Raw genomic sequence first — 26,895 nt, 5'->3', positions numbered from 1 at the left:
CAGGCACTTTTCGGACAAAGCTTAGTACCTGGCCGACCTGGTGGAGAAGGGCTGCCGGTATCGGCTGCCCGACGATGGACGCAGCACACGCCATGCGCTGACCGACCAGCCTATGGACATTGAGCAGGGCAATTATCAAGCTGGTAGCAAATCAAGCACGAGGTAACGCATGAACAGCACGGAGCAGCAGTTCCTCAGGGAGCTGGACGACAAGCTATGGAAGGCCGCCGACAAGCTGCGGTCCAACCTGGATGCCGCCAACTACAAGCATGTGGTGCTGGGGCTCATCTTCCTGAAGTACGTCTCAGATGCCTTCGAGGAGCGCCAGCAGGAGCTGCTGGCGCTGTTCCAGCAGGAAAGCGACGACAACATCTACTATCTGCCCCGCGAGGATTTCGACAGTGACGCAGCGTACCAGCAGGCGCTCGAGGAAGAGCTGGAGCTGCTCGACTACTACCGCGAGGCCAACGTCTTCTGGGTACCCAGGGCGGCCCGCTGGAGCACCCTGAAGGAGAAGGCCGTGCTGCCGGTGGGCAGCGTGCTCTGGCAGGACGATGCGGGCAACGACGTGAAGCTGCGCTCCGTCTCCTGGCTGATCGACAACGCCCTGGAGGAGATCGAGAAGAGCAACGCCAAGCTCAAGGGCATTCTCAATCGCATCAGCCAGTACCAGCTGGAGAACGACAAGCTGTTGGGCCTGATCAACACCTTCTCGGACACCTCCTTCACCCGGCCGGTGTTCGACGGCGAGACGCTGCGCCTGCACAGCAAGGACATCCTCGGCCATGTGTACGAGTACTTCCTGGGCCAGTTCGCCCTGGCCGAGGGCAAGCAGGGCGGGCAGTACTACACGCCCAAGAGCATCGTCACCCTGATCGTGGAGATGCTCGAACCCTACTCCGGACGCGTGTACGACCCGGCCATGGGGTCCGGCGGCTTCTTCGTCTCCAGCGACAAGTTCATCGAGGAGCACGCCAGGGAGCAGCACTACGACCCCGGCGAGCAGAAGAAGCACATCTCCGTCTACGGCCAGGAGTCCAACCCCACCACCTGGCGGCTGGCCGCCATGAACATGGCCATCCGCGGCATCGACTTCAATTTCGGCAAGAAGAACGCCGACACCTTCCTGAACGACCAGCACCCGGACCTGCGCGCCGACTTCGTGATGGCCAACCCGCCCTTCAACATGAAGGACTGGTGGAGCGAATCCCTGGCAGACGACGCCCGCTGGAGGTACGGCACCCCGCCCAGGGGCAACGCCAACTTCGCCTGGATGCAGCACATGCTCCACCACCTGGCGCCCGCGGGCAGCATGGCCCTGCTGCTGGCCAACGGCTCCATGAGCTCCAGCACCAACAACGAGGGCGAGATCCGCAAGCGCCTGGTGGAGGAGGATCTGGTGGAGTGCATGGTGGCCCTGCCCGGGCAGCTGTTCACCAATACCCAGATCCCCGCCTGTATCTGGCTGCTGACCAAGGACAAGAGCGGTGGCCTCTCGCCCAACCAGGTGCGAAAGCGCGCCCGCCGCAGCGAATACCTGTTCATCGATGCCCGCCGCCTGGGTTACATGAAGGATCGCGTACTTCGAGACTTCACCACCGAGGATATCGCCACCATCTCCGACACCTTCCACGCCTGGCAGCGTGGCGAGGGCTACGAGGATGTCGCCGGCTTCTGCAAGGCCGCCAGCCTGGAGGAGATCGCCAAGCACGACTTCGTGCTGACGCCGGGGCGCTATGTGGGCGCCGAGGCGCAAGAGGAAGATGGTGAGCCCTTCGCCGAGAAGATGGCGCGCTTGACCGGCCAGCTCCGGGAGCAGTTTGCCGAGAGCGACCGGCTGGAGGCGGAGATCAAGCGGAATCTTGGGGGGCTGGGGTATGACATTTAGCACCATTGGCGATCACGTTGAGCTCCAGCGCGGAACCACGTACAAGAGCGCACTGCTTGACCAGCCTGGCCCTGTTTTATTGGGCTTAGGTTCTATTGAAAGGGACGGCGGATTCAGATCGGATAAACTAAGAACCTATGGTGGTCCCTCCGCAGAAAAACTATTAGTTCGCCCGGGGGATCTATATGTTTCATTGAAAGATGTCACCCAGTCTGGGGATTTGCTCGGAGCCATTGCCCGAGTGCCAGAATCTGTCTCTGTCGGGAGAATGACTCAAGATACAGTGAAGTTGATTTTCAAAAGCAGCATCCCGAAGGAGTATTTTTACTGGATGCTTAGGACTCCTCAGTACCGTCAATATTGTCGCTCGCATGCCACTGGTACTACTAATTTGGGTTTGAGTCGAGAAGACTTCTTTGCTTTCAAGATTCCTTGTTTGGATGAAAAAAAGCGATTGCTAGTCAATGCCCTAGAGAGCATTGAGGAAAAAGTCAAGCTCAACGGTCGGATCAACCAAACCCTCGAACAGCTAGCCCAGGCCATCTTCAAGAGCTGGTTCGTCGATTTCGAGCCGGTCAAGGCCAAGGCCGCCGCACTGGAAGCCGGCGGGAGCGAGGAAGACGCCCTGCTCGCCGCCATGCAGGCCATTTCCGGCAAAGGCGAAGAGGAGCTGACTCGCCTCCAGGCCGAACGGCCCGAGCAATACGCCGAGCTTCGCGCCACCGCCAAGCTGTTCCCGTCGGCGATGCAGGAGAGTGATTCAGGGGAGATCCCGGAGGGGTGGGAATGCTTGGCTCTTGACCAGATAGCCAAGTACCAGAACGGGTTAGCTCTCCAAAAATTCCGACCTGAAGACGAAGATGATTACCTCCCGGTAGTGAAAATTGCTCAGCTCAAGAAGGGCTACGCAGATAGCGAAGAAAAAGCATCTCCCAATATCAAACCAGATTGCATTATCGATAATGGTGATGTTGTGTTTTCTTGGTCTGGTTCATTGATGGTTGATGCATGGTGTGGAGGCAAGGCAGCGCTCAATCAACATTTATTCAAGGTGACCTCTGAGAACTACCCGAAATGGCTTTACTTTCACTTTACCCGACATCATCTTGAAGAATTCCAACGCATCGCTGCAGATAAGGCAGTCACCATGGGGCACATAAAACGAGAGCACCTCAAGCGTGCGCTATGTGCGATTCCAGATGCGAAGGCCATAGAAAAGTTCGGAGAGGCACTAGAGAATATCTTGAACAAGCAGATAGAACTTCGGCTTGAAGCAACAACCCTATCTGCGCTGCGGGACACCTTGCTTCCTAAACTCATCTCCGGCGAGCTGAGCCTGCCGAATACCGTTTCCCAGCCTGTTTCTCGGGATGTCGCCGATGCCACCTCCTGACCAGCAGAAGGTCCAGCTTTTCGTCTCGCGGGACGGGAAGGCGCAGCTGGAAGTGGCGCTGGATCAGGAAACCGCCTGGCTCAGCCTGGACCAGATGACCAGACTGTTCGATCGGGATAAATCCGTCATTTCCCGCCACATAGGCAAGGTGTTCAAGGAAGGCGAGCTCGACCGCGATTCAGTTGTTGCAAAAAATGCAACAACTGCCGCCGACGGCAAGACGTACCAGGTCGCTTTGGATGAAGCACTCCCAGCCATTGGTGAGCGCAAGCAGACCTTGATCGCCATGGGTAGGGCCACGGAGCTGTTCGGTCAGCTGCTCGGCGACGGCCTGGGCTCGCCCCTGGCCACCATCGAGCATTTCACTCTGCTGGCAAAGGAAGATGGCGATGCTTGAAATCGACTCCCTGGAGGACATCACCGCCCTGCGCGAAAGCGTGGATGTGGAGTGCAAGCTGGCTCAGGGGCGCGATGGCAAGGGAGCGCTGCCCAAGGAGTTCTGGCCGACCTACAGCGCATTCGCCAACACCCGTGGTGGCGATATCTTCCTGGGGGTGCGTGAGCGATCCGGTGGCCATTTCGAGCTGGCCGGCGTCGCTGATCCCCAGAAGGTGGTCGATGAGCTCTGGACCGGGCTCAACAACCCTCAGAAGGTCAGCGTCAACCTGCTTAGTGATCACTGGGTCCGCCTCATCGAGATCGAGGACAAGACCGTCTTGCATATCCATGTGCCGGCGGCGACTCGCAAGCAGCGGCCTGTCTATCTGCGCGGCAATCCCCTGAGCGGTACCTATCGCCGTTTCAACAGCACCGACCATCTGCTGGATGAAGAGCAGGTGCGACGCATGTTGGCCGAGCAGGTCGAGGACAGCCGTGACAGTGAGATCCTGCGGGGCTTTGGCCTGGATGATCTGGATATCGAGAGCTTCAATCAGTATCGCCAGCTCTACGCAAATCGGCAGCCAGACCACCCCTGGAACCAGCTGGATGCCCAGGCGTTTCTGTACCAGATCGGGGGCTGGCGCAAGGACCGTGAAACCGGGCGTTCAGGGCTGACGCGCGCTGGTCTTCTGATGTTTGGCCAGCAGGTCGCCATCATCGAAGCATTTCCCAATTACATGCTCGACTACCAGGAGCGCCCCGAGCCGAAAGCGGAGCTTCGCTGGATCGATCGATTCACCCTGGACGGCAGCTGGTCGGGGAACGTGTTCGACTTCTATCGCCGAGTGATTCGCAAGCTGACCGCCGATCTCAAGGTGCCCTTCACGCTGGAGGGCGATCAACGCCAGGATGACACTCTGGTCCACAAGGCGTTGCGGGAGGCCCTGGTCAACACCCTGGTGCATGCGGACTATAGCGGGCGGGCCTCGATACTGGTGGTCAAACGACCGGACATGTTCGGGTTCCGCAATCCCGGCCTGATGCGGGTGCCGGTGGACCAGGCTATGGCCGGGGGGCACAGCGATTGTCGTAATCGATTGCTGCAGAACATGTTTCGTTATATCGGCCTGGGGGAGAATGCTGGCTCTGGGCTGCCCAAGATTTTCCAGGGTTGGTCGAGTCAGCACTGGCGAAAACCGGTGCTGCGCGAAACCCAGACGCCCTCCGATCAGACCCTGCTGGAATTGCACATGCTCAGCCTGGTGCCGGAGTCGGTACTGGCCGAGCTGCACGCCTCATTGGGCGAGGATGTCTTCGCCAGCCTGTCGGACAAGGAGCGCCTTGTCCTCGTGACCGCCTCCATCGAGAGGACGGTGGACCATGGGCGCATGATGTCCATTCTGGATATTCATCCTAGAGACCTTAGCCAGCTGCTTGCTGGGCTGGTGGAGAAGCGTCTGATGCTGCGCGGCGGAGCTGGCCGTGGGACGGTGTACTTCCTGCCTGACGCGCACCTGGAGGATATCTTCACTGAACTTGAGATGGCGGAAGGGGCGGTTGGCTCCGGCTCGACACCTTTGAATATGAGCTCCGGACCTTTGCCATCCAGCTCCGGACCTTTGGAGGCGGGCTCCGGACCTTTGGGCATTAGCTCCGGACCTTGGGAGGAGCTTGAGGCACTGGCAAGGCCAATCGCCGAGAGGGGTAAGGCACCGAGGGTCAAGGTTGAGGAGGTCATCCTGGCCCTCTGTTGCCGGCGTCCCTTGCGCTTGGATGAACTGACGCGCTTGCTCAATCGCTCGGCGGAATCCTTGCGCAAGCACTATTTGCAGCCCATGGTCAGGGCTCGGCGGCTCAAGCTGCTGTACCCAACCAAGCCCAACCACCCCCAGCAGGCCTATATCACGGAGGAGCCAGGCCATGATCAATGAGAGCCAGCTGGAGAAGCAGTGCCTGCAGTGGTTCGCCGAGGGAGGTTGGGAGATCGCCCACGGGCCGGACCTGGCACCGGATGGCGAGGCCCCGGAGCGGGGCGATTACCGGCAGGTACTGTTGCTGGAGGATCTCGAGGCGGCCATCCGGCGCATCAACCCGCACCTGCCCCAGAACGCCGTCGAGCAGGCGATCGCCGTGGTGCGCAAGCCGGAAAGCCTGGACGTGGCGATCAGCAACCGCGCCTTCCATCGCCTGCTGCTGGACGGCGTGCCGGTCGAGTACAAGCGCGACGACAGGGTGATCCACGACCAGGCCTTCCTGGTGGACTTCGGCAATCTCAACGCCAACCGCTTCCGGGCCATCAACCAGTTCACCCTCGAAGGGGCCAAGCAGCTGCGCCGCCCGGATGTCGTCTGCTTCATCAATGGCCTGCCGCTGGCCATGCTGGAGCTGAAGAGCCCCGGTGCCGAGAACGTGAGCATCTGGGACGCCTTCCACCAGGTCCAGACCTACAAGGAGGAGATACCCGACCTGTTCGCCTACAACGAGGCCGCCGTCATCAGCGATGGCTACCTGGCTCGGGTCGGTTCGCTCACCGCCAGCCAGGAGCGCTACATGCCCTGGCGCACCCTGAAGCACGAGGACGACAGGCCCCAGCTGGAGTGGCAGCTGGAGACCATGGTGCGGGGTTTCTTCGACCGGGAGCTGTTCCTGGACTATATCCGCTACTTCGTGATCTTCGAGACGGATGCCGAGAGGCTGGTCAAGAAGATCGCCGGCTACCACCAGTTCCACGCCGTGCGTGAGGCGGTGAAGGCCACCGTGATCGCCGCCCGGGCGCCGGAGCAGGGGGCCAGGGAGAGGCGGGCCACCTACGGCGATGAGGTGCAGCCGGGCAGCAAGAAGGCCGGGGTGGTGTGGCATACCCAGGGCTCCGGCAAGAGCATCTCCATGTGCTGCTATGCCGGCAAGCTGCTGCAGCAACCGGAGATGAACAACCCCACCCTGGTGGTGGTCACCGACCGCAACGACCTGGACGGCCAGCTGTGCGCCACCTTCAGCGCCGCCCGGGAGCTGCTCAAGCAGGAACCGGTGCAGGCCGATGACCGGGATACCCTGCGCCGGTTGCTGTCGGAGCGGGAATCCGGCGGCATCATCTTCACCACGGTGCAGAAGTTCGCCCTGCTGACCGATGAGACCGACCACCCGGCGCTGAACGAACGGCACAACATCGTGGTGATCTCGGACGAGGCCCACCGCAGCCAGTACGGCCTGAAGGCTACCCTCAAGAGGGACGGCACCTACAGGTTCGGCTATGCACGGCACATGCGCGATGCCCTGCCCAACGCCTCGTTCATCGGCTTTACCGGTACCCCCATCGAGAGCGAGGACAAGGACACCCGCGCCGTGTTCGGCGACTACGTCTCCATCTACGACATCCAGGATGCCGTGGACGATGGCGCGACCGTGCCGATCTTCTACGAATCTCGCCTGGCCAAGCTGGACATCAATCGCGAGCAGATCGAGGCGCTCTCCGACCAGGTCGAGGAGGTGGTGGAAGACGAGGAGGACCTTGGCAGTCGCGAGAAGACCAAGGGCGAGTGGAGCCGGCTGGAGAAGCTGGTGGGCGCCGGTCCGCGCCTGAAGCAGGTGGCGGAGGACCTGGTCAACCACTTCGAAACCCGTACCGCTACCATCAGCGGCAAGGCGATGATCGTGGCCATGAGCCGGGAGATCGCGGTTCACCTCTACAACGAGATCGTCGCCCTGCGTCCGGCGTGGCACGACGCTGACCCCGAGAAAGGCGCCATCAAGATCGTGATGACCGGCTCCGCCTCGGACCGGGCCCTGTTGCAGCCACACATCTACAACAAGGCGACCCGGAAGCGCTTCGAGAAGCGTTTCAAGGAAGTGGATGATCCGCTCAGGCTGGTGATCGTGCGCGACATGTGGCTGACCGGTTTCGATGCCCCCTGCTGCCACACCATGTACGTGGACAAGCCCATGCGGGGCCACAACCTGATGCAGGCCATCGCCCGGGTGAACCGCGTGTTCAAGGACAAGCCCGGTGGGCTGGTGGTGGACTACATCGGCATCGCCAACGAGCTCAAGCAGGCCCTGAAGGCCTACACCGACGCCAAGGGGAAGGGCTCCCCCACCCACAGCGTGGAGGAGGCCTATGCCATCCTGCTGGAGAAGCTGGACATCATCCACGGCATGTTCGCTCCTGGCCCCAAGGGAAATGGCTTCGATTACCGCCGTTATCAGGGAACGAGTTTCGAGGATGAGCCCCATAGGCTGCTGGTGCCCACCGCCAACTACGTGCTCGGCCTCGAAGACGGCAAGAAACGCTTCCTGGATACCGTGCTGGCCATGAACAAGGCCTTCTCCCTGTGCGCCACCCTGGACGAGGCCCAGGCACTGCAGAAGGAGGTGGCGTTCCTGTCACAGGTGAAGACCGCCATCACCAAGTTCACCAGCGTGGACCGCAAGCGCTCCGAGGAAGAGAAGAACACCGCCCTGAAGCAGATCCTGGACAATGCCCTGGTCGCCGAGGGGGTGACCGATGTCTTCGCCCTGTGCGGCCTGGACAAGCCCAACATCGGCCTGCTCTCCGACGAGTTCCTGGAAGACGTGCGGCAGATGCCCTACAGGAACTTCGCCGTGGAATTGCTGGAGAAGCTGCTCAAGGACGACATCAAGGCAAGGACCCGCCACAACGTGGTGCAGGAGAGGAAATACGCCGACCGCCTGCAGGAGACCCTGCGCAAGTACAACAACCGGGGCATCGAGACGGCGCAGGTGATCGAAGAGCTGATCGCCATGGCCAAGCAGTTCCAGGCCGAGATGGAGCGGGACGCTTCCCTGGGACTGAACCCGGACGAGGTGGCCTTCTACGACGCCCTGGCCAACAACGAAAGTGCCGTCCGTGAACTGGGTGATGACACCCTCAAGGCGATTGCCATCGAGATCACACGGAAGCTCAGGGCTTCCACCACGGTAGATTGGCAGGTGCGCGAGAGCGTGCGGGCGAAGCTGCGCATCCTGGTGAGGCGAACGCTGCAGCGCTACAAGTACCCGCCCGACAAGGCACCGGAGGCCGTGGAGCTGATCATGCAGCAGGCGGAAGTGCTCTCGAACCACTGGAGCAAGTAGTGAATTACTACACCGAAGATTTCGACGACCAGTTGGATGGGATAGCGATCTACCAGCGCTATCCGTTGCTCAAGCCCTTCGTTGGCTCAGACTACGGGCGCAATGGCCCCAGGATTCTTCTGATTGCTGAGAGTCATTACCTGCCTCGAGAAAGCACCGTACATGGAGATCCAGAACGCTGGTATAGAGGCGTAGAGGGTGATCTGTGCTCGACGCACGAACAGCCCTGGATGCGTACCAGACGGATTCTTAATAAGCCGCTGAAAGGCTGGACGGCCAAAGGGCATGCCATCTACCGAAACATCGAGTCAGCGTTGCTGAAAGCAGGATTGCCGGCCAACGACAGCGTTTTCCGGCAGGTGGCCTTCATGAACGCCTTCCAGCGCCCGGCGAAGCACGGAGACTCCATCAAGCAGACGAAACAGGATATCGAGGTCGCAGTCGAGACTATCAACCAGGTGATAGAGGCCTTGAGGCCTGACCACATCGTTTTCGTTTCAACCAAGGCCAAAAGAACTGTGGGCAAGCAGCTTGGCCAAAACTCCTTTGGCGTTCATCATCCAGCTTGCCCATGGTGGAACCGGAAGCAGGATGGCGTGAACAGCAAGCAACGATTCATCAATCACATCTCCAAATGCTGGAACGTCACGGAAGCAAGCTGATGACCTACGATAGCACCTTTGACCAATCCCGCCTCGATCAACTGGCCAGACAACACTTGCGCAACACCGACATGACCGGTCGGATACTGTTCTTCGGTGACCCCGAGGAGAACCGTCTGGACCTGGCAGCCTGGCAGTTTGATAACGACGAGGACGACGAGGCTATCCAGGGATCAGACTTCAAGCTGCAAATGATGGAGCTGCTGGATACCTTGCTGACCTATCGGGCGCAGCACGGCCAGCCAAACGCTGGCCAGGGCGTTGTCCACATGGATGGTGGAAAGTTGTCGATCAAGTGGCTGACGAAAGCCGAAGTTGAGGCCATGAGGTCCTGACAGGCGAGGAGATCCGAACAGGGTGTATTCAAGGCGCTGGGCGACATCGAGCAGCGGGATAGCGGCATTGCCCGTATTCGCAAGCAGTGTCGACAGGCCGGTGATCCCGAGGCCGAACTTCGCCGAAACCGGCGACTTCGTGGATATCGAGATTCACCGAACCCTTTCATCCAATCCTGAGGCTGGGCCACGCCGACTGTCGGACTCCCAGGCGACTGCCAGCATGGCGCGAGCTTTCTTGGTGCCAGGGAGCTCGGCCTACCCCTTCAGACCGGCCAGGTCGTCGCGGGTCGGCAGGGCGGCGTAGGCGCCGGGCCGGGCCACGGCGTGGGCGCCGCAGCGGCAGGCGGTGTCCACCGCGCGGTGCAGGAAGGTCGCATCCTGGTGCCAGGCCTCCTCGATGCCATGCTCGGCGAGTTCGGCCAGCAGCCCGCCGATGAAGGCGTCGCCGCCGGCGGTGGTGTCCACGGCGTCCACCCGCGGTGGCGTTACCCGGTCGTCGAGGTGGGCGGTGTAGAGCCGGACCTCCCCCGGGCCGTCGGTGATCACCGCGACCTTCACCCCGTTGGCGAGACGCCCGGCGAGCCAGGCGTCGCGGGGATGGTCGGCGCGCAGGTAGTCGAGCTCCTCGGCCGAGAGCTTGAGCAGGTCGGCGGCGTCGAGCAGGCGGGTGACCAGCGCGATGTCGGCGGCGCCACTCTCCCACAGGTTGTGGCGCAGGTTGGCGTCCACGCTGACCACGCAGCCGGCGCGGCGCGCCATCTCGGCCATGGCCAGGGTGGTCTCGGCGATTGCCGGCTCGGTCAGGCTGTTGCTGCAGAGGTGCAGGATGGCGGGCTCGGCGAAGACGCCCTGGGGCAGATGCTCGAGCCGGTAGAGCAGGTCGGCGGCCGGCGGGCGGTAGAAGTCGAAGGTGCGCTCCCCCGAGGCGTCCCGGGAGACGAAGGCCAGCGCCGTGCGTGCCTCCCGGGTGCGTACCACGCCGCTGGTGTCGACACCATGGGCGGCGAGCTCGGCGGCGAGGAAGTCGCCGAAGTGGTCATCGCCGAGCATGCCGAGGAAACGGCTGGGCACGCCGAGCCGGGCACAGGCCACGGCCACGTTGGCGGGGGCCCCGCCGGCGTAGGGGGTGAAGGTCTCGGTGGTGCCGGCCGGGGCGTCTCCCAGGCGGCTGGAGAGCATGTCGACGAGGGCCTCGCCGAAGGCGATCACGGGGGTCATGGGGTGGTCTCCATGGAGAGGGTGGTACCCAGCAGGTGCTGGGCGCCGGGCACCAGCCATACCGGGTCGAGGCGGGTGTTGGCCGATTCGATGCACAGGAAGTGGCGGGCGGCTTCCACCGGAGTGTCCTCGGGGAGTGCCTCGCCGGGATGCCAGACCACCGCGGAGTCGCTGCCCTGGCGGGCGATCCTCAGCCGGCGGGTGCCGTCGTCGAGGCACAGCTCGGCATTGCTGCGATAGATGCGGTCGAGCGGTCCGCGCACGCCGAGCTCACCCTGCTGGTCGCGCTCGGCGAAGTCGGCCAGCTTGTCGAGGTACAGGGCGCCGGCCAGGCCTTCCACCTTGCAGGCGAAGGCATCGTCGACCGCCAGGTAGGTATGCAGGGCCCCGGTGATCTTCACCGGGGTCTCGCCGACATGCTCGGTGATCAGCTCCACGTGCAGCCGATGGGCGTTGGCCTGGATCACCGCGCGCGGCACCAGCTGGCCGTGCAGGCGCTCCTCGGGGGAGAGGTGCAGCTCCACGCCCTCCTCGTGCTCGTCCACGGCATCCAGTCGCCAGGTGGCCTTGCGCGCCGGGCCATGCATGGGGCCGGAGCGGTCGGGCGTCTCGTCGGCGGTGTTCTCGTCGGCGAACCAGGGCCAGCACAGCGGGATACCCCCGCGAATCGCCCCGGGCTGTGGCTGGGGGGTGGGGGTGACCCATAGCCAGCCGCCGGGCACCAGCGCCTCTTCTTGCTCGACCGGGCCGGGACCGCCAGTGTCAGCGCGTGTGCGTGTGGCTTCGGACACGCTAGAGAGCGGCGCCGAAAGAGAGCCTTCAGCGCGCGCGGCATTGGGCGCTGGTAAATAGTGAAGCACCTGGGCGCCCTGGAGCGAGACGGCGAGCTGACCCCAGGCCTCGTTGGCCAGCCACACCTCGCGGTCGGCCCACTCGGCGCGGCGCTGGCCGCGGGTCTCCTCGACCAGCCGGGCAAGCGATTCGGGAATCATTCGTCCTCCTCCGTCGATTCATTCGACTTCTTCATTGTGCAGGGCCTCGGCAGCGCCCAGCAGGCCCGTCCAGGGCGCGGTGACCACCTGTACCGGGATCGCCCGGGTGTAGGCGCTCATGCGTCCCTTGGCGGTGAAGGCCTCGAGGAAGCGACTCTCGGGCAGCCACTCGAGCAGCCGTGGCAGGATGCCGCCGCACAGGGCGACCCCGCCGCGGGCCCCCAGGGTCAGGGCGGCATCGCCGCAGACGTCGCCGAGGATCTTCAGGAACCGCAGCAGGGTATCACGGGCCACCGGGTCGCCGCCGGAGGCCGCTTCGGTGACTTCGGCCGGGGTCGCGTAGCGCGGTGGTGCCCCCTTGAGCGAGCAGTGGGCCAGGTAGAGGTCGAGGATACCCTGGCCGCACAGGATGCGTTCCACCGAGACACGGCCGTAGCGGTTGCGAAAATGCCGCAGCAGGTTCTGTTCCCGCTCGTCGGTGGGGGCGAAGGTGACGTGGCCGCCCTCGGCGGGCAGCGGGATCCAGGCGTGGCGGCCGGGAAAGAGCCCGGCCACGCCGAGCCCGGTGCCGGGGCCGATCACCAGTCGCGCCGCATGGGGGATCGCCTCGCCGCGCTGTACCTCCACCAGGTCGCTGTCGGCCACATGGGGCACGCCCAGCGCCTGGGCGGTGAAGTCGTTGATCGCCTTGAAGAGGGTGAGGCCCAGCACCCGCCGGGTCTCTTCCCGGGAGAAGGTCCAGTGGTTGTTGGTCATGCTCACCCGGTCGTCGCGGATCGGGCAGGCGAAGGCCAGGCAGGCCTCGCGGGGGGCGCTTTCCCCCGTGGCGCCGACCCGGCCCAGGTAGTCGTTGACCGCCTCGACCAGCCCCGGGTAGTCGGCGCAGGGCAGGCTCAGGATGTCATGGGGCTCGAAGGCACCCGGGGTCACCAGGGCGAAGCGGGCATTGGTCCCACCGATATCACCGATCAGTGCGGGTCTTGTCATCGTCAATTCGTCCCTTCTGGCCGTCAGGGCCGTTGCAGATGGCAATCGCTCGAAGCTGTTCCGGTGACAGGCCCCCTCTCCGACCTGTCCCTGGCGCTTCTCGCCTTGCAACTGCGGTAGCCCTGTTCTGGCAGTGACTCAGGCGTCGTCTTCGTGGATCTGGCCCTCCTGGCGGGCCAGGTCGTCGGCCTCGAAGCCGCCGAATACCCCGGCTCCCTCCTCGCCGCGCATGGCCAGGTGGCGGAAACCGCCGAACAGCTCGCGCCCCAGGCCCACGTGATAGTGGTCCAGGTCGCCGATGCGCTGCTCGCGCTCGGCCCACTCATGGGCGTCGACCTTGACCTCGAGGCTGCCCCGGTCGGCATCCAGGCGCACGATGTCGCCATCCCTGAGCTTGGCCAGCGGCCCGCCGTCCAGGGCCTCGGGGCTGATGTGGATCGCCGCCGGCACCTTGCCCGAGGCGCCGGACATGCGGCCGTCGGTGACCAGGGCGACCTTGTGGCCGCGGTCCTGCAGCACGCCCAGGTAGGGGGTGAGCTTGTGCAGCTCGGGCATGCCGTTGGCCTTGGGCCCCTGGAAACGCACCACGGCGATCACGTCGCGATCCAGCTCGCCGGCCTCGAAGGCCGCCTTGAGGTCGTTCTGGTCCTCGAAGATCTTGATCGGTGCCTCGATCAGGCGGTGCTCGGGCTTGACCGCCGAGACCTTGATCACCCCGCGGCCCAGGTTGCCGTTCAGCACGGTGAGCCCGCCGGTGGGGGCGAAGGGCTCGGCCACCGGGCGCAGCACCTCCGGGTCGAGGCTCTCGCTGGGCCCCTCGCGCCACACCAGCTTGCCGTCATCGAGGAAGGGTTCCTGGGTGTAGGCGGTCATGTCGGTGCCGAACGCCGTGGGAATGTCGGTATGGATCAGGCCGGCTCCGATCAGCTCGCGGATCAGCAGGCTCATGCCGCCGGCGGCCTGGAAGTGATTGATGTCCGCCTGGCCGTTGGGATAGACCTGCATCAGGCTCGGGGTCACCGCGGAGAGGTCGGTGAAGTCCTCCCAGGTGATGGTCAGGCCGGCGGCGGCGGCCATGGCCACCAGGTGCAGGGTGTGGTTGGTGGAGCCACCGGAAGCGAGCAGGCCGACGATGGCATTGACGATGGCGCGCTCGTCGATCTGCTTGTAGAAGGGGCGGTAGTCGCCGCCGGGTTCGGTATTGCGGATCGCCTGCTCGGTGGCGAAGCGGGTCAGCGCCTCGCGCATCTCGGTGCCGGGGTTGACGAAGGAGGTACCCGGCAGGTGCAGGCCCATCATCTCCATCATCAGCTGGTTGGAGTTGGCGGTGCCGTAGAAGGTGCAGGTGCCGGGGCTGTGGTAGGAGGCGGCCTCGGCCTCCAGCAGGTCTTCGCGGCTGGCCTTGCCCTCGGCGAACAGCTGGCGGATGCGGGCCTTCTCCTTGTTGGGCAGGCCGCTGGGCATGGGGCCGGCGGGCACGAACATGGCCGGCAGATGGCCGAAGCGTGCCGCGGCGATGAACAGCCCCGGCACGATCTTGTCGCACACGCCGAGATACAGGGCGGCGTCGAACATGTTGTGGGACAGCCCCACGGCGGTGGCCATGGCGATCACGTCCCGAGAGAAGAGCGACAGCTCCATGCCCGGCTGGCCCTGGGTCACCCCGTCGCACATGGCCGGCACCCCGCCGGCGAACTGGGCGGTGGAGCCCATGGCCCGGGCGGCGTCCTTGATGATCGCGGGGAAGGTCTCCAGCGGCTGGTGGGCCGAGAGCATGTCGTTGTACGACGAGATGATGCCCAGGTTGGCGGAGTTCATCAGCTTGAGCTGGTTCTTGTCCTCGGCGCCGCAGGCCGCGAAACCGTGGGCGAGGTTGCCGCAGGAGAGCTCGCCGCGGTGCACCCCGCGCTTGTGCTGGTCGGCCATGCGGCTCTCGTAGAGGGCGCGGCGCTCGCTGGAGCGCTCGCGGATGCGCCGGGTGACGTCGGCGACGGTGTCGTTGAGGGCAGGGGTCGTGCTGGCCATGGGGCACCTCGGAATCGAGCGTTGGGTGTTTAGTAAACTTACCAAAAACAATCCGGCTTTTTGCCAATGGTACGCCGTGACTGGCCTGATTTGTAGTTTTATTACCGCGACATTCGTCGCGATCCTGATGTCAGAGCCCCAGTAATCGTAGCAGCCAGCGTCGATAGGGCGGGTCGAGCACTCCGACGGCGTTGCGCCTGGCCTGCTGGAAGACGCTGCGTTCCAGGCTGAAGCGCAGGAACCCTGCCTCGCCCTGGTAGGCGCCCATGCCGCTCTCGCCCACGCCACCGAAGGGCAGCGCGGGCACGGCGTTGTGCCACAGGGTGTCGTTGAACACCACGCCGCCGGAATGGGTCTCGCGCAGGATGCGCTGGCGCCGCGCCGGGTCATCGGTGAAGGCATAGAGCGCCAGTGGCCGGGGGCCGGCATTGACGTGGCCGATGGCGGCATCGAGGTCGCGGACCCCGAGGATCGGCAGCCAGGGCCCGAAGATCTCCTCGCGCATCAGCGCGAGCCCCTCGTGGGGGTCGATCACCAGGGTCGGGGGCAGCTTGGCCCCCGTGCGCAGCTCGACCGGCTCGCCCAGCGGGATCACCCGGCAGCCATGATCCCGTGCCTCCTCCAGCATGGCATCCAGGCGCTCGCGGTGTCGCTCGCCGAGGATGGCGCTGTAGTCGTCGCCGGCGGTCCCGCGGGGGTGGAAGCGTTTCACCGTGCGGGTCAGGGCCTCCACGAAGGCCCCCAGGCGGGGCTCGTCCACCAGCACATGGTCCGGCGCGATGCAGGTCTGGCCGGCGTTGAGCCACTTGCCGAAGGCGATGCGCCGGGCGGCGTGCTCCAGGTCGGCGTCGTCGGCAACGATCGCCGGTGTCTTGCCGCCCAGCTCCAGGGTCACCGGCGTGAGGTTGGCGGCCGCTGCCCGGGCCACCTCGCGGCCGACAAGGGCATTGCCGGTGAACAGCAGGTGGTCGAAGGGCAGGGCGGCGAAGGCGCGGCCGGTCTCGACCTCGCCGGTCACCACGCAGAGCTCGTCGGGGTCGAAATGGCGGGCCGCCAGCCGCGCCATCAGCTTGCTGGTGGTGGGCGTGTGCTCGCTGGGCTTGATCATCACCCGGTTGCCGGCGGCGAGGGCGTCCACCGCCGGCAGCATGGCCAGGTTCCAGGGGTAGTTGGAGGGGGCGATGATCCCCACCACCCCGAGCGGCTGGCGGTGGACGCGGGCGCGGGCCGGCCACAGCCGCAGCGGCATGGCGGCCCGCTTCGGACGCATCCAGCGCTTCAGGTGGCGCCGGGTGTGCCCCACGGCCTGCAGCACGGTGGCGATCTCCGCGAGGCGGGTCTCGGCCTCGGCGCGGTGACCGAAGTCCTGGTGGATCGCCTGGGCGATCTCGTCGCGGTGGTGGCGGGTCATCGCCGCCAGGCGGGCGAGTCGGTCGCGCCGGACCGCCAGCGAGGGATAGCGCTCGGCGGTGAAGGCGCGTCGCTGTTCGTCCAGGCGTGCCTGCAGGTGGCGGGCGTCTGCCATGCACATCTCCCTAGGCATGTGGAAAATCCGGCAGTGGAACGGGCGGGAAGGTCTGCGCACAATGTAGGCCTTCGGCCGGTCGCTTGTCAGCTGCCGGTGCTGGCCAGCCCGTGCGGAGCCATGCGCCTCATCCCTGGCATCGGACCTCCTCCTCGGTCCGTCCCCGGAGCCCCTCGCCATGGACCCACATCTTCAGGAGCCGTCATGTCCAAGCTCGTGCTGCAAGCGTTGCCTGCCATCGAGGCGGTGAGCGCCGTGCAATGGAATGCCCTGGTGGGCGACGACCATCCCTTCCTGCGCCACGAATTCCTGCATGCACTGGAGGCCAGTGGCGCGGTGGGGCCGGCCACCGGCTGGGTGCCGCGGCACCTGACGCTGTGGCGAGGCGATGCGTTGGCGGGTGTCCTGCCCCACTACCACAAGCATCACTCCTTCGGCGAGTACGTCTTCGACTGGGCCTGGGCCGAAGCCTGGGAGCGCGCCGGCGGGCGCTACTATCCCAAGGGGCTCAGCGCCATCCCCTTCACGCCGGCACCCGGGCCACGCCTGGTCCTGGCGGAGGGCGTCGATCCGGGTGAGGCTCGCCGGGTGCTGGCGACCGCCTGGGAGGGGAGCGGGCTGTCCAGCTGGCACCTGCTGTTCGCCATGGAGGGCGAGGTGGAGGCGTGGCGCTCGGCCCTGCCCGGACTGCTGATGCGCCACGGGGTGCAGTTCCAGTGGCAGGATCGCGGCTATGGCGACTTCGACGGCTTCCTGGCCGCCCTGACGTCGAAGCGGCGCAAGGCCATTCGTCGCGAACGGCGACTGGTGGCCGACCAGGGCCTGACCCTGCACCGGCTGGAGGGCGACGAGATCGATGCGCCTGCCATGGCCCACTTCTTCCGCTGTTACGAGATCACCTACCTGGAGCGAGGGCGACACGGCTATCTCAACCTCGATTTCTTCGACCGCCTGCGCCGCACCCTGCCCGAGGCCCTGGTGCTGATCCAGGCACGCCTCGACGGCCGGCCGGTGGCGGCGGCGCTCTGCCTGCAGGGCGCCCGCACCCTCTACGGCCGCTACTGGGGCAGCGAGGTGGTGGCCGACTGCCTGCACTTCGAGGCCTGCTACTACCAGGGCATCGAGCACTGCCTGGCGAAGGGGCTGACCACCTTCGATCCCGGCACCCAGGGCGAGCACAAGCTGGCCCGTGGCTTCGCCCCGCAGCGGCTGCGCTCGCTTCACCATATCGCCGACCCCGGCCTGCGTGCCGCCATCGCGCGCTTCTGTGCCGAGGAGCGCGTCCATGTCGACGCCTATCGTCACGCGGCAGAGCAGGCACTGCCGTTTCGGGCGTGAGGGTGGCGGGTTAAGGTGGCATAATGCCTGCCATTGTCGTGTCGAGGCGGATTTTCCGGATGCTCAAGTGGCTGGCCATCGTGCTGATCGTCCTGCTCGCCATGCTGCAGTACCGCCTGTGGCTGGGGGAGGGGGGCATTCGTGATTTCGCCCAGGTGCGCGAGCGGGTCGCTGTCCTGGAGGCGGAGAACAAGCCGCTGCGCGACCGCAATGCCCGGCTCGCCGCCGAGGTGGTCGACCTCAAGACCGGCCTCGACGCCATCGAGGAGCGCGGGCGCAGCGACATCGGCATGGTGCGCGCCGACGAGCAGTTCTTCTGGGTCCCGGGGGTGGCGGTGGAGGCGGCCCGCATCGAGGCCAATGCCGGCCTGCTCGACGCGCCCGCCACGGAGGTGCGCCGGTGAGTGCCGCTCCCTGGCTGGTGGTGCCTGCCGCGGGCAGGGGCAGGCGCATGGGCGCCGACCGGCCCAAGCAGTACCTGGAGCTGCACGGGCGGCCCGTGCTGGCGCATACCCTGGCACGGTTGCACCAGGCCTTCCCTGCGGCCCGGCTCTGCCTCTGCCTGGATGCCGATGACCGCCACTTCGACCCGGCCTGGGTGCCCTTCCGCGACTGGCGCCGGGTGCCCGGCGGGGCCGAGCGGGCCGATTCCGTGATCCACGCCCTGGAGGCCATCGCCGGCGAGGCCGGCGAGCGCGACCTGGTGCTGGTCCACGACGTGGCCCGCCCCTGTGTCACCGTCGACGACCTGGTGCGCCTTCACGCCCAGCTCGTCGACGATCCGGTGGGCGGCCTGCTCGCCGCGCCGGTGGCCGACACCATGAAGCGTGACGATGGCGCCGGGCGGGTGAGGGCCACCGAGTCCCGGGAGGGCCTCTGGCACGCCCTGACGCCCCAGGGGTTTCGCTACGGCCTGCTGCGCCGGGCCCTGCGGGAAGCGCGCGAAGGCGGCATCCCGGTCACCGACGAGGCCTCGGCGGTGGAGGCCCTGGGGCAGGCGCCGCGGCTGGTGGCCGGGCGCCGCGACAACCTCAAGATCACGCATCCCGAGGACCTGAGTCTGGCCGCACTGGTGCTGGCCGCCCAGCAGGCCTCGCCGTCAACGACCGAGGAGTCGACCTGAGTGGGTGAGAACAGCATGATCCGGATTGGCCATGGCTTCGATGTGCATCGCTTCGGCGAGGGGGACCACCTGATGATCGGCGGCGTCCGGCTGCCCTTCGCGCATGGCTTCGTCGCCCACTCGGATGGCGACGTCCTGCTGCACGCCGTCTGTGATGCCCTGCTCGGCGCCTGTGCCCTGGGCGACATCGGCCGCCACTTCCCCGACACCGACCCGGCCTGGGGCGGCGCCGACAGCCGCCTGCTGCTGCGCCATGTGGCAGGGCTGGTCGGGGCCGCCGGTTACCGGGTCGGCAACCTCGACGCCACCGTGATCGCCCAGGCGCCGAAGCTGGCCCCGCACGTCGCCGCCATGGAGGCCCGCATCGCCGAGGACCTCGCTGTCGAGGCTTCCGCCGTCAACGTCAAGGCCACCACCAGCGAGCGTCTCGGTTTCACCGGCCGCGGCGAGGGCATCGCCGCCGAGGCGGTGGTCCTGCTGCTGGGACGGGAGTCGGCGGGTGAGTGATCCGGTGAGCGACCCCATCGACTGGCCGCCGGCCTGGCCGCGGGTACTGGATGGCGAGTTCGGCCCCCCGGTCGCCGGCGGCTATCGTGCCAGCCCCGAGGACTTCGTCGTCGAGGAGTGCCTCGACTTCGCCCCCGAGGGCGAGGGGGAGCACCTCTGGCTGTGGGTCGAGAAGCGCGACCTGACCACGGCGATGGTGGCACGCGAGCTGGCCCGGCTCTGTGAGGCCTCGCCCCGCGAGGTCGGCTACTCGGGCATGAAGGATCGCGTCGCCGTGACCCGCCAGTGGTTCTCGGTGCAGCTGCCCGGCCGAGCGGCGCCGGAGGCCCTGGCCGAGCGTCTCGCCGCCCACGGCATCCGGGTGCTCGACCAGCGGCGTCATCCCCGCAAGCTCAAGCGCGGCGTGCACCGTGCCAACCGCTTCCGCCTGCGGATCACCGGGGCGGCGGCCGAGGACCCGCGGTTCCAGGCGCGTTGGGAGTGGCTGTGTCGCCATGGGGTGGCGAACTATTTCGGCCCCCAGCGCTTCGGCCCCGACGGCCGCAACCTGCTGCGGGCCCGCGCCCTGCTGGCCCGCGGCTGGCGCAAGCGCGACGACCGCGACGGGATGCTGCTCTCGGCGGCGCGCAGTTTCCTGTTCAACGAGCTGCTGGCGGCGCGCATCGGCGCCGGCAACTGGGCGACGCCACTGCCCGGCGAGGTGGTGATGCTCGACGGCACCGCCAGCCAGTTCACCGTGGAGGCGCCCGATGCCGAACTCGCGGCCCGGGCCGGGCGACTCGACCTGCATCCCGGCGGGGTGCTCTGGGGGCGCGGCGGCTCGGTGGCCGACGGCGAGGCCCGGGCCTTCGAGGCGAGGCTGCCCGAGCGTTTCCCGGCGCTGTGCCAGGGGCTCGAGCGCGCCGGGGTGCGCCTGGGGCGCCGGGCGCTGCGCCTGCGCCTGGCCGACCCGGTCCTCGAGCGGGGCGACGGCGAGCTGTGGCTGTCGTTTGCACTGCCGCGGGGAGGCTTCGCCACCGCGGTGCTGCGGGAACTGATCATGCACCCCGGCCTGTGACCGGGGGCGAGGCAAGCGAGGAATGACGATGCGACGACTGCTGCTCTCCAACGATGACGGGGTGCATGCGCCGGGCCTGCGTGCCCTGCATGACGCCCTCGTTCGTCATGCCAGGCTACGCGTGGTGGCGCCGGATCGCGACAAGAGCGGGGCCAGCAACTCCCTGACCCTGACCCGGCCGCTGGCGCTCTCCGCCCTGGACAACGGCTTCTACAGCGTCGACGGCACCCCGGCGGACTGTGTCTACCTGGGGGTCAACGGGGTGTGGGACGAGAAGCCCGACCTGGTGATCTCCGGGATCAATCACGGCGGCAACCTGGGCGACGACGTGCTCTATTCGGGCACCGTGGCCGCGGCCATGGAGGGGCGCAACCTGGGCATGGCGGCGATCGCCATGTCGCTGGTGGGCTCGCGCCATTTCGACACCGCCGGCCGGGTGGCGGCCAGCCTGGTGGGGGCGGCCGACCAGCTCTCGCTGCCGCCGCGCAGCCTGCTCAACGTCAACGTGCCCGATCTCCCCTGGGACGAGATCCAGGGGTTCCGCGTCACTCGCCTGGGCTATCGCGGCCCAGCGGCACGGCCCCTGGAGGTGCGCGACCCGCGTGGCCGGTTGCGTTACTGGATCGCCGCCGTCGGCGAGAACGCCGACGATGGCCCGGACACCGACTTCGCCGCCGTGGAGGCCGGCTTCGTTTCCATCACCCCGCTGCAGACCGACCTGACTCGGCATGCGGCGCTCGACGACGTGCAGGGTTGGCTGGATGCACTCACCTGATCTACGCCCCGACCTGTTGCAAGGGGTCGGCATGACATCGCAGCGAACCCGCGACCGCATGGTCTCTCGCCTGGCCGACCAGGGCATCCGTGACCCCCGGGTGCTGGAGGTGATGGCCCGCGAGCCGCGCCACCTCTTCCTCGACGAGGCGCTGTCGCATCGGGCCTACGAGGACACCTCGCTGCCCATCGGCCATGGCCAGACTCTCTCTCAGCCGTGGATGGTGGCGCGCATGACCGAGCTGGTGATCCAGGCGTGCCCGGCCCGGGTACTGGAGATCGGCACCGGTTCCGGGTACCAGACCCTGGTGCTTTCGCGGCTGGTCCCGGAACTCTGGTCGGTGGAACGGATCAATGCCCTGCACCGTCGTGCCGCACAGCGCCTGCGGCTGCTGGGGGCCCACCAGGCGCGACTGCGGCTGGCCGACGGCGGCCATGGCTGGCCGGAGGCAGCGCCCTTCGATGTCATCCTGCTGACCGCCTGCGCCTCCGAACTGCCCGAGCCGCTGCTGGCGCAGCTCGGCGAGGAGGGGGTGCTGATCACGCCCCTGGCCGATGCCCGGGGGCGGCAGTGGCTGACCCGGGTGCAGCGCCAGGGCCAACAATTCGAGCAACAGCGGCTGGAGTCGGTACGCTTCGTGCCGCTGCTGGAAGGCGTCATTCGTTGATAGGAGCCAGCTGTTGAAGCGACATTTGGGTATCTTTCTCAGGGGAGCCGGCATGGGGGCCGCCGACGCCGTACCCGGTGTCTCCGGCGGGACGATCGCCTTCGTCACCGGGATCTACGAGGAGCTGATCCACTCGATCAGGCAGTTCGGCCCCAGCGCCTTCGTCGCCTGGCGCCGTGGAGGCGTGCCGCTGCTGGTCACCCACCTCAATCTCGCCTTCGTGCTGCCCCTGCTGGCCGGCATCGCCGCCAGCCTGGTCAGCGTGGCGCACCTGGTGGTATGGCTGATGGACAGCCATCCGCTGCTGCTCAACGGCTTCTTCTTCGGCCTGGTGGCGGCATCGGCGGTGGTGGTCAGTCGCCACCCGGCCGACTGGAAATGGTGGCACCTCCTGCCGCTGGTGGCCGGGCTGCTGCTGGCCCACTGGTTGCCGGCGCTGATGCCGCTGATCACCCAGCTCGGCAGCGCCAACCTGGTGCTGGTGGTGGGCGGCGCCATCGCCATCAGTGCCCTCCTGCTGCCGGGGGTGTCGGGAAGCTTCCTGCTGCTGACCATGGGGCTCTACGGTACCGTGATGCAGGGCATCCGCAGCCTCGACCTGGGGCTGATCGCGATCTTCGGGGTGGGCTGCCTGATCGGCCTGTTCTTCTTTTCGCGTCTGCTCTCCTGGCTGCTGAGACACCACCACACCGCCACCCTGCAGTTGCTGGTGGGCTTCATCCTGGGCTCGCTGCCGGTACTCTGGCCCTGGCGTGAGCTGGTACGCTATCAGCTCGGCCGGGAGGGGCAGATGATTCCGCTGGACTACCGCTACCTGACCCCGGGGGACTATGCCCTGCTGACCGGCGAGGCCGCACAGCTGCCGGCGGTGCTCGCGCTGATGCTGGTCGGGGCGGGACTGGTGCTGCTGCTGGGTCGCACCGGGCGGCACGCCGCGCCGGCACGACCCCATGACGCCCCCGAGCCCAGCGTTTCCCGTGGGCCCGACACTTCTCATCGGTCAGACAACAAGGAGGAAGGCTCCGATGCGTAAGGTATTGCTGATTTCCACCCTGGCCCTGGCCGTGGCGGGCTGTGCCGCCCAGCAGGGCGGGACCCCCCAGGTGCAGGTCCGTGACCTCTCGACGAGTCGCGAGGGCAGGGCGGCCGGCAGCTACACCGTGGAGGCCGGCGATACCCTCTACGGCATCGCCTGGCGGCACGACATGGATTACCGCGACCTGGCGCGGATCAATCGGATCAGCCCCCCCTACCAGATCCAGCCCGGCCAGGAACTGGCGCTGACCCGGGAGGGGGGCGAGCCGGCGACGGCAGCGGGCGACGAGGGTGCCGACAGGAGCGGGGTGGTGGCCACCGGACTCGGTGGCCAGCAGGTGTCCGCCGAGCCGGGGAGCGACATGGACTGGCTGCTCCCCGACGAGGAGGCCATCGAACGAAACCGGCGTCTCACCGCCCAGCGCATCGAGGAGGTCGGCGGTCCCAGCGAGGCGGCCATGGAGAGCGCCGCCGGGGTGGCGGGGTCGGATCAGGGGCCCGGCCCGGTCTACGACTTCGACAGCCCCGGGGCCGACGGTTCGCTGAGCGAGCGCGACCTGGCCGAGCGTCAGGCCCGGGAAGCCCAGGCCGCCGGCGAGCCCGAAGAGCGGGAGGCGGCCGAGCCGGCAGCGGAGCCGAGCCGCGAGGTGGCCCAGGCCGAGCCGGAGCCCGAACCCGAGCAGCGCCGGGAGGAGACGGCACCCCGGCCCGACGCGGGAACGGCGGTGGCCGGTGCCAGCGAGCCGAGCCAGGATCGCGACGGGCGCAGCTACACGCCGGTCGACGAGGTGAGCTGGCAATGGCCGGTGGACGGCGAGATCGTCGGGCGTTTCGGCGAGGGCTCGACCATCACCGCCGGCATTGATATCACCGGGCAAAAGGGGCAACCTGTCAGGGCAGCCGGGCCGGGGATCGTGGTCTATGCCGGTAGCGGGGTGCGGGGTTACGGCAACCTGGTCCTGCTCAAGCACAACGACCAGTTCCTGAGCGCCTATGCCCACAATGACAGCCTGCGGGTGCGCGAGAACGATGTGGTCGAGGCCGGAGAGGTGATCGCCACCATGGGTGACAGCGATGCCGAGGACGTCAGGCTGCATTTCGAGGTGCGCAAGGATGGCCAGCCTCAGGATCCCCTCGAGTTCCTGCCGTCGCGCTGAGTGCGGCGGCTCGTCGAGCGGGAGGGTGCATTCATTGCCACCGGTGTGTAGCACAATAATAACCGCCAGCGCCATTCCTCCTGACAGGGGCCTGCCGGCGCCAAGTCGCAACCATGGGGTAGCAACCGATGAGCATGCTTGAACGGGACCTTCAGGATGTGAATCTCGAGTCGGACGAGAGCTCGGACGACGAGAGCATCGAGGAAGTGGGGGAGGCCGCGGAGGGTGGCGAAGGCGATGCCACCAGCGACGACGAGGCCTTCGAGAAGGCCCTCAGTCGCGAGGATCGCAACTACCATCACAGCCTCGACGCCACCCAGATCTATCTCAACGAGATCGGCTTCTCCCCTCTGCTGACACCCGAGGAGGAGGTCCACTTCGGCCGCCTGGCGCGCAAGGGCGACCCCATGGGGCGCTCGCGAATGATCGAGTCCAACCTGCGCCTGGTCGTCAAGATCGCCCGGCGCTACCTCAATCGCGGCCTGTCCCTCCTCGACCTGATCGAGGAGGGCAACCTGGGCCTCATCCGCGCCGTGGAGAAGTTCGACCCGGAGCGCGGTTTCCGCTTCTCCACCTATGCCACCTGGTGGATCCGCCAGACCATCGAGCGGGCGTTGATGAACCAGACCCGCACCATCCGCCTGCCGATCCATGTGGTCAAGGAACTCAACATCTATCTGCGGGCGGCCCGCGAGCTGACCCAGAAGCTCGACCACGAGGCCACCGCCGAGGAGATCGCCGATTACCTCGACAAGCCGGTGGAGACCGTCAAGAAGATGATGGGGCTCAACGAGCGGGTCTCCTCGGTGGACTACCCCATGGGCGGGGAGAGCGACAAGCCGCTGATCGAGACCCTCGCCGACGACAACGACCAGGGCCCCGAGTCCTCGCTGGTCGATGGCGACGTCAAGCAGCATGTCGACGAGTGGCTGGCCGAACTGACCGACAAGCAGATGGAAGTGGTGGTGCGCCGCTTCGGCCTGCGCGGTCACGAGGCGGCGACCCTGGAGCAGGTGGGCGAGGAGATCGGCCTGACCCGCGAGCGGGTGCGCCAGATCCAGGTCGAGGCGCTCAAGAAGCTGCGCCGCCTGCTCGACAAGCAGGGACTGTCGCTGGATGCCATCTTCGAGTGACCGGGCAGCGAAGCCCTGTCGGCCTCGATTGTGGATCGTCTGTCCCGCGTACTGATTTTCTGCAAGGTGATGTTCGAGCATGACGGGATATCGGCCACATGCTCCGACTCTCACCAGGAATATCGACCCATGTCTCGTGTAACCTCTCCCCGCCTGGCGCGCCGCGGCCTGGTCCTGCTGCTGGCACTGGCAGCCGCCGGGCCTGCCCCGGCAGCCGACCTCTGGACCGTCGCCCGCGACGCCCTCGACAACGACGCCGGCCTGGCTTCTGCCCGCTCGGGTTTCTCCGCCGTGGAGGCGGGGCGCGACATCCAGCTCGGGACCCTGTTGCCCCAGATCTCGGCCGGCAGCAGCCTGACCCATGACCGCACCTACGAGAGCCAGGGCAATGGCGTGCCCCAGGACGTCGGCGGCGAGTTCGGCGTCCAGGGCAGCGACGACGACTACAACAGCCTGGGCCTGAGCCTGGAGGCGAGCCAGACCGTGTTCGATGCCGGCCGACGTGCCCAGCTGGAGCGCGCCGAGCGGCAGATCGACCGCGAGGCGCTGTCGCTGGCCGCCGCCGAGCAGCAACTGCTGCTCGACGTGGCCGATGCCTATTTCGAGATCCTGCGGGCCCACGACATCCTCTCCGCCCGGCGTTCCCAGGAGGTGGCCATCAGCCGCCAGCTCGAGCAGGCGCGCGAGCGCTTCGAGGTGGGCCTGATCGCCATCACCGAGGTCCACGAGGCCCAGGCCTCCTTCGACCTGGCCCGGGCCCAGCGCATCGCCGCCGAGAGCGCCATGCAGGTCAGCTTCGAGGCGCTGGAGCGGCTCACCGGGCAGCGCTACCAGAGCATCGACGGGCTGGCGGCGGACGTTCCCATCGAGCCCCCGCAGCCGCTCGGCCGCGACGACTGGGTGGCGCTCGCCATGGACAACAGCCCCATGCTGCAGATGGCCGAGGCCGGCATCGAGGTGGCGCGCAGCGAACTCGAGGTCTCGCGGGCCGGCCGGATGCCGAGGCTGGAGGCCTTCGCCGCCTACAACTATGCCGACAGCGACCGCAGCGGCGTGACCGGCTACAACTCCAGCAGCCAGCTCGGCCTGAGGGCGAGCGTGCCGCTCTACACCGGCGGCACCACCCAGGCGCAGATTCGCCAGAGCGGTTTCTCCCTGGAGGCGAGCCAGTACGACTTCGAGGCCCAGCGCCGCACCACCATCCAGCAGGTACGCTCGCTGTTCACCCAGGTCAGCAACGACGTGGAAACCGTGGAAGCGCGGGCCCAGGCGATCGTGTCCAACCAGAGCGCCCTGGAGGCCACCCGTTCGGGCTACGAGGTGGGGACCCGCAACATCGTCGACGTGCTCAATGCCGAGCGCAACCTGTTCAATGCCGTGGCCGATCATGCCGAGGCCCGTTACGATTACGTGCTGGGCCTGTTGCGCCTGCAGCAGCAGGCCGGCCTGCTCGACGCCGAATCGATCCAGGCGGTGAATGCCTGGCTGCGCAGCGAGCAGGCGGTCTCCCTCGACCTGCCGGATGAGGCGAACGATGACCCGGTGATGAATATCGGCGAGCGTCCCCGGGCCCCCGACTGAAACCGGAGTGTCGATAATTCCT

General features: G+C 66.6%; 23 protein-coding genes. 18 read left to right on the top strand and 5 right to left on the bottom strand.

The features are described 5' to 3' along the window. The first annotated feature begins 169 nt into the window (after window positions 1-169). From ACOMD9_RS11705 to ACOMD9_RS11675, 7 genes are read left to right on the top strand one after another with little or no spacing between them, the layout of a single operon-like run. A complete protein-coding gene (locus ACOMD9_RS11705; RefSeq protein ID WP_421414995.1) occupies window positions 170-1,888 on the top strand; it encodes a class I SAM-dependent DNA methyltransferase in 1,719 nt (572 codons plus the stop codon). Continuing rightward, complete coding sequence (locus tag ACOMD9_RS11700; RefSeq protein ID WP_421414993.1) at window positions 1,878-3,281, top strand: restriction endonuclease subunit S; 1,404 nt, start codon at window positions 1,878-1,880, stop codon at window positions 3,279-3,281. Before ACOMD9_RS11705 ends, ACOMD9_RS11700 begins: the two co-directional genes overlap by 11 nt. Then, window positions 3,268-3,678 (top strand): hypothetical protein, encoded by a 411-nt coding sequence (locus tag ACOMD9_RS11695; RefSeq protein ID WP_421414990.1) that lies wholly within the window; start codon window positions 3,268-3,270, stop codon window positions 3,676-3,678. The genes ACOMD9_RS11700 and ACOMD9_RS11695 overlap by 14 nt, the downstream gene beginning before the upstream one ends. Beyond that, window positions 3,671-5,593, top strand: coding sequence for an ATP-binding protein (locus ACOMD9_RS11690; protein ID WP_421414988.1), 1,923 nt, complete (start codon window positions 3,671-3,673; stop codon window positions 5,591-5,593). Before ACOMD9_RS11695 ends, ACOMD9_RS11690 begins: the two co-directional genes overlap by 8 nt. Beyond that, a complete protein-coding gene (locus tag ACOMD9_RS11685; RefSeq protein WP_421415051.1) occupies window positions 5,586-8,753 on the top strand; it encodes a type I restriction endonuclease subunit R in 3,168 nt (1,055 codons plus the stop codon). Before ACOMD9_RS11690 ends, ACOMD9_RS11685 begins: the two co-directional genes overlap by 8 nt. After that, complete coding sequence (locus tag ACOMD9_RS11680; protein WP_421414985.1) at window positions 8,753-9,415, top strand: hypothetical protein; 663 nt, start codon at window positions 8,753-8,755, stop codon at window positions 9,413-9,415. The genes ACOMD9_RS11685 and ACOMD9_RS11680 overlap by 1 nt, the downstream gene beginning before the upstream one ends. Then, complete coding sequence (locus ACOMD9_RS11675; RefSeq protein WP_421414982.1) at window positions 9,415-9,750, top strand: hypothetical protein; 336 nt, start codon at window positions 9,415-9,417, stop codon at window positions 9,748-9,750. The genes ACOMD9_RS11680 and ACOMD9_RS11675 overlap by 1 nt, the downstream gene beginning before the upstream one ends. 258 nt (window positions 9,751-10,008) lie before the next feature. Here the strand turns inward: ACOMD9_RS11675 and ACOMD9_RS11670 are convergent, their stop codons facing one another. The 5 genes from ACOMD9_RS11670 to ACOMD9_RS11650 all read right to left on the bottom strand — a co-directional run bounded on the left by ACOMD9_RS11670 (window position 10,009) and on the right by ACOMD9_RS11650 (window position 16,500). Then, the gene (locus ACOMD9_RS11670) at window positions 10,009-10,971 is read right to left on the bottom strand and encodes a carbohydrate kinase family protein (protein WP_421414980.1); all 963 of its coding nucleotides are present in this window, start codon (window positions 10,969-10,971) and stop codon (window positions 10,009-10,011) included. Next, entirely contained in the window at window positions 10,968-11,963 is a 996-nt protein-coding gene (locus ACOMD9_RS11665) for an aldose epimerase family protein (protein ID WP_421414978.1), read from the bottom strand. Before ACOMD9_RS11665 ends, ACOMD9_RS11670 begins: the two co-directional genes overlap by 4 nt. A gap of 18 nt (window positions 11,964-11,981) precedes the next feature. Then, on the bottom strand, window positions 11,982-12,950 hold the full coding sequence (gene glk, locus ACOMD9_RS11660; RefSeq protein ID WP_421414975.1) for a glucokinase: 969 nt from the start codon (window positions 12,948-12,950) through the stop codon (window positions 11,982-11,984). Window positions 12,951-13,088: 138 nt separating this feature from the next. After that, window positions 13,089-14,975 carry a phosphogluconate dehydratase gene (edd, locus tag ACOMD9_RS11655; RefSeq protein WP_421414973.1) on the bottom strand — a complete coding sequence of 629 codons (1,887 nt, stop codon included), beginning with the start codon at window positions 14,973-14,975 and terminating at the stop codon, window positions 13,089-13,091. Between the two features lie 130 nt (window positions 14,976-15,105). Then, the gene (locus tag ACOMD9_RS11650; protein ID WP_421414970.1) at window positions 15,106-16,500 is read right to left on the bottom strand and encodes a coniferyl aldehyde dehydrogenase; all 1,395 of its coding nucleotides are present in this window, start codon (window positions 16,498-16,500) and stop codon (window positions 15,106-15,108) included. Between the two features lie 204 nt (window positions 16,501-16,704). Here ACOMD9_RS11650 and ACOMD9_RS11645 point away from each other — a divergent pair, with 204 nt between their 5' ends. The 11 genes from ACOMD9_RS11645 (at window position 16,705) to ACOMD9_RS11595 (ending at window position 26,873) form a co-directional block, all read left to right on the top strand. Continuing rightward, window positions 16,705-17,838 (top strand): GNAT family N-acetyltransferase, encoded by a 1,134-nt coding sequence (locus ACOMD9_RS11645; RefSeq protein WP_421414968.1) that lies wholly within the window; start codon window positions 16,705-16,707, stop codon window positions 17,836-17,838. A 59-nt stretch (window positions 17,839-17,897) separates the two neighbouring features. Further along, a complete protein-coding gene (gene ftsB, locus ACOMD9_RS11640; RefSeq protein ID WP_421414967.1) occupies window positions 17,898-18,242 on the top strand; it encodes a cell division protein FtsB in 345 nt (114 codons plus the stop codon). Next, window positions 18,239-18,961 carry a 2-C-methyl-D-erythritol 4-phosphate cytidylyltransferase gene (gene ispD, locus ACOMD9_RS11635; RefSeq protein ID WP_421414964.1) on the top strand — a complete coding sequence of 241 codons (723 nt, stop codon included), beginning with the start codon at window positions 18,239-18,241 and terminating at the stop codon, window positions 18,959-18,961. The genes ftsB and ispD overlap by 4 nt, the downstream gene beginning before the upstream one ends. 15 nt (window positions 18,962-18,976) lie before the next feature. Next, window positions 18,977-19,468, top strand: a complete 492-nt coding sequence (gene ispF, locus ACOMD9_RS11630) for a 2-C-methyl-D-erythritol 2,4-cyclodiphosphate synthase (RefSeq protein WP_421414962.1) — start codon at window positions 18,977-18,979, stop codon at window positions 19,466-19,468. Beyond that, window positions 19,461-20,525: a tRNA pseudouridine(13) synthase TruD gene (gene truD / locus ACOMD9_RS11625; protein ID WP_421414959.1), complete on the top strand. Its 1,065-nt coding sequence runs from the start codon at window positions 19,461-19,463 to the stop codon at window positions 20,523-20,525. The genes ispF and truD overlap by 8 nt, the downstream gene beginning before the upstream one ends. A 28-nt stretch (window positions 20,526-20,553) precedes the next feature. Beyond that, complete coding sequence (gene surE, locus ACOMD9_RS11620) at window positions 20,554-21,300, top strand: 5'/3'-nucleotidase SurE (protein WP_421414956.1); 747 nt, start codon at window positions 20,554-20,556, stop codon at window positions 21,298-21,300. Then, complete coding sequence (locus tag ACOMD9_RS11615) at window positions 21,287-21,967, top strand: protein-L-isoaspartate(D-aspartate) O-methyltransferase (RefSeq protein ID WP_421414954.1); 681 nt, start codon at window positions 21,287-21,289, stop codon at window positions 21,965-21,967. Before surE ends, ACOMD9_RS11615 begins: the two co-directional genes overlap by 14 nt. Before the next feature lie 52 nt (window positions 21,968-22,019). Beyond that, the gene (locus tag ACOMD9_RS11610) at window positions 22,020-23,000 is read left to right on the top strand and encodes a DUF368 domain-containing protein (protein ID WP_421415048.1); all 981 of its coding nucleotides are present in this window, start codon (window positions 22,020-22,022) and stop codon (window positions 22,998-23,000) included. Further along, entirely contained in the window at window positions 22,993-24,159 is a 1,167-nt protein-coding gene (locus ACOMD9_RS11605; protein WP_421414952.1) for a peptidoglycan DD-metalloendopeptidase family protein, read from the top strand. Before ACOMD9_RS11610 ends, ACOMD9_RS11605 begins: the two co-directional genes overlap by 8 nt. A gap of 128 nt (window positions 24,160-24,287) precedes the next feature. Continuing rightward, window positions 24,288-25,292 carry an RNA polymerase sigma factor RpoS gene (gene rpoS, locus ACOMD9_RS11600; RefSeq protein WP_421414949.1) on the top strand — a complete coding sequence of 335 codons (1,005 nt, stop codon included), beginning with the start codon at window positions 24,288-24,290 and terminating at the stop codon, window positions 25,290-25,292. 129 nt (window positions 25,293-25,421) lie between these two features. Beyond that, complete coding sequence (locus ACOMD9_RS11595) at window positions 25,422-26,873, top strand: TolC family outer membrane protein (protein WP_421414947.1); 1,452 nt, start codon at window positions 25,422-25,424, stop codon at window positions 26,871-26,873. Window positions 26,874-26,895 lie beyond the last annotated feature (22 nt).

Origin of the sequence: Halomonas terrestris (assembly GCF_049166755.1) — a bacterium.
Lineage (GTDB): Bacteria > Pseudomonadota > Gammaproteobacteria > Pseudomonadales > Halomonadaceae > Halomonas.
Note: the sequence above shows the minus strand (reverse complement) of the source record. Positions and strands in the feature narration are given on the sequence as shown.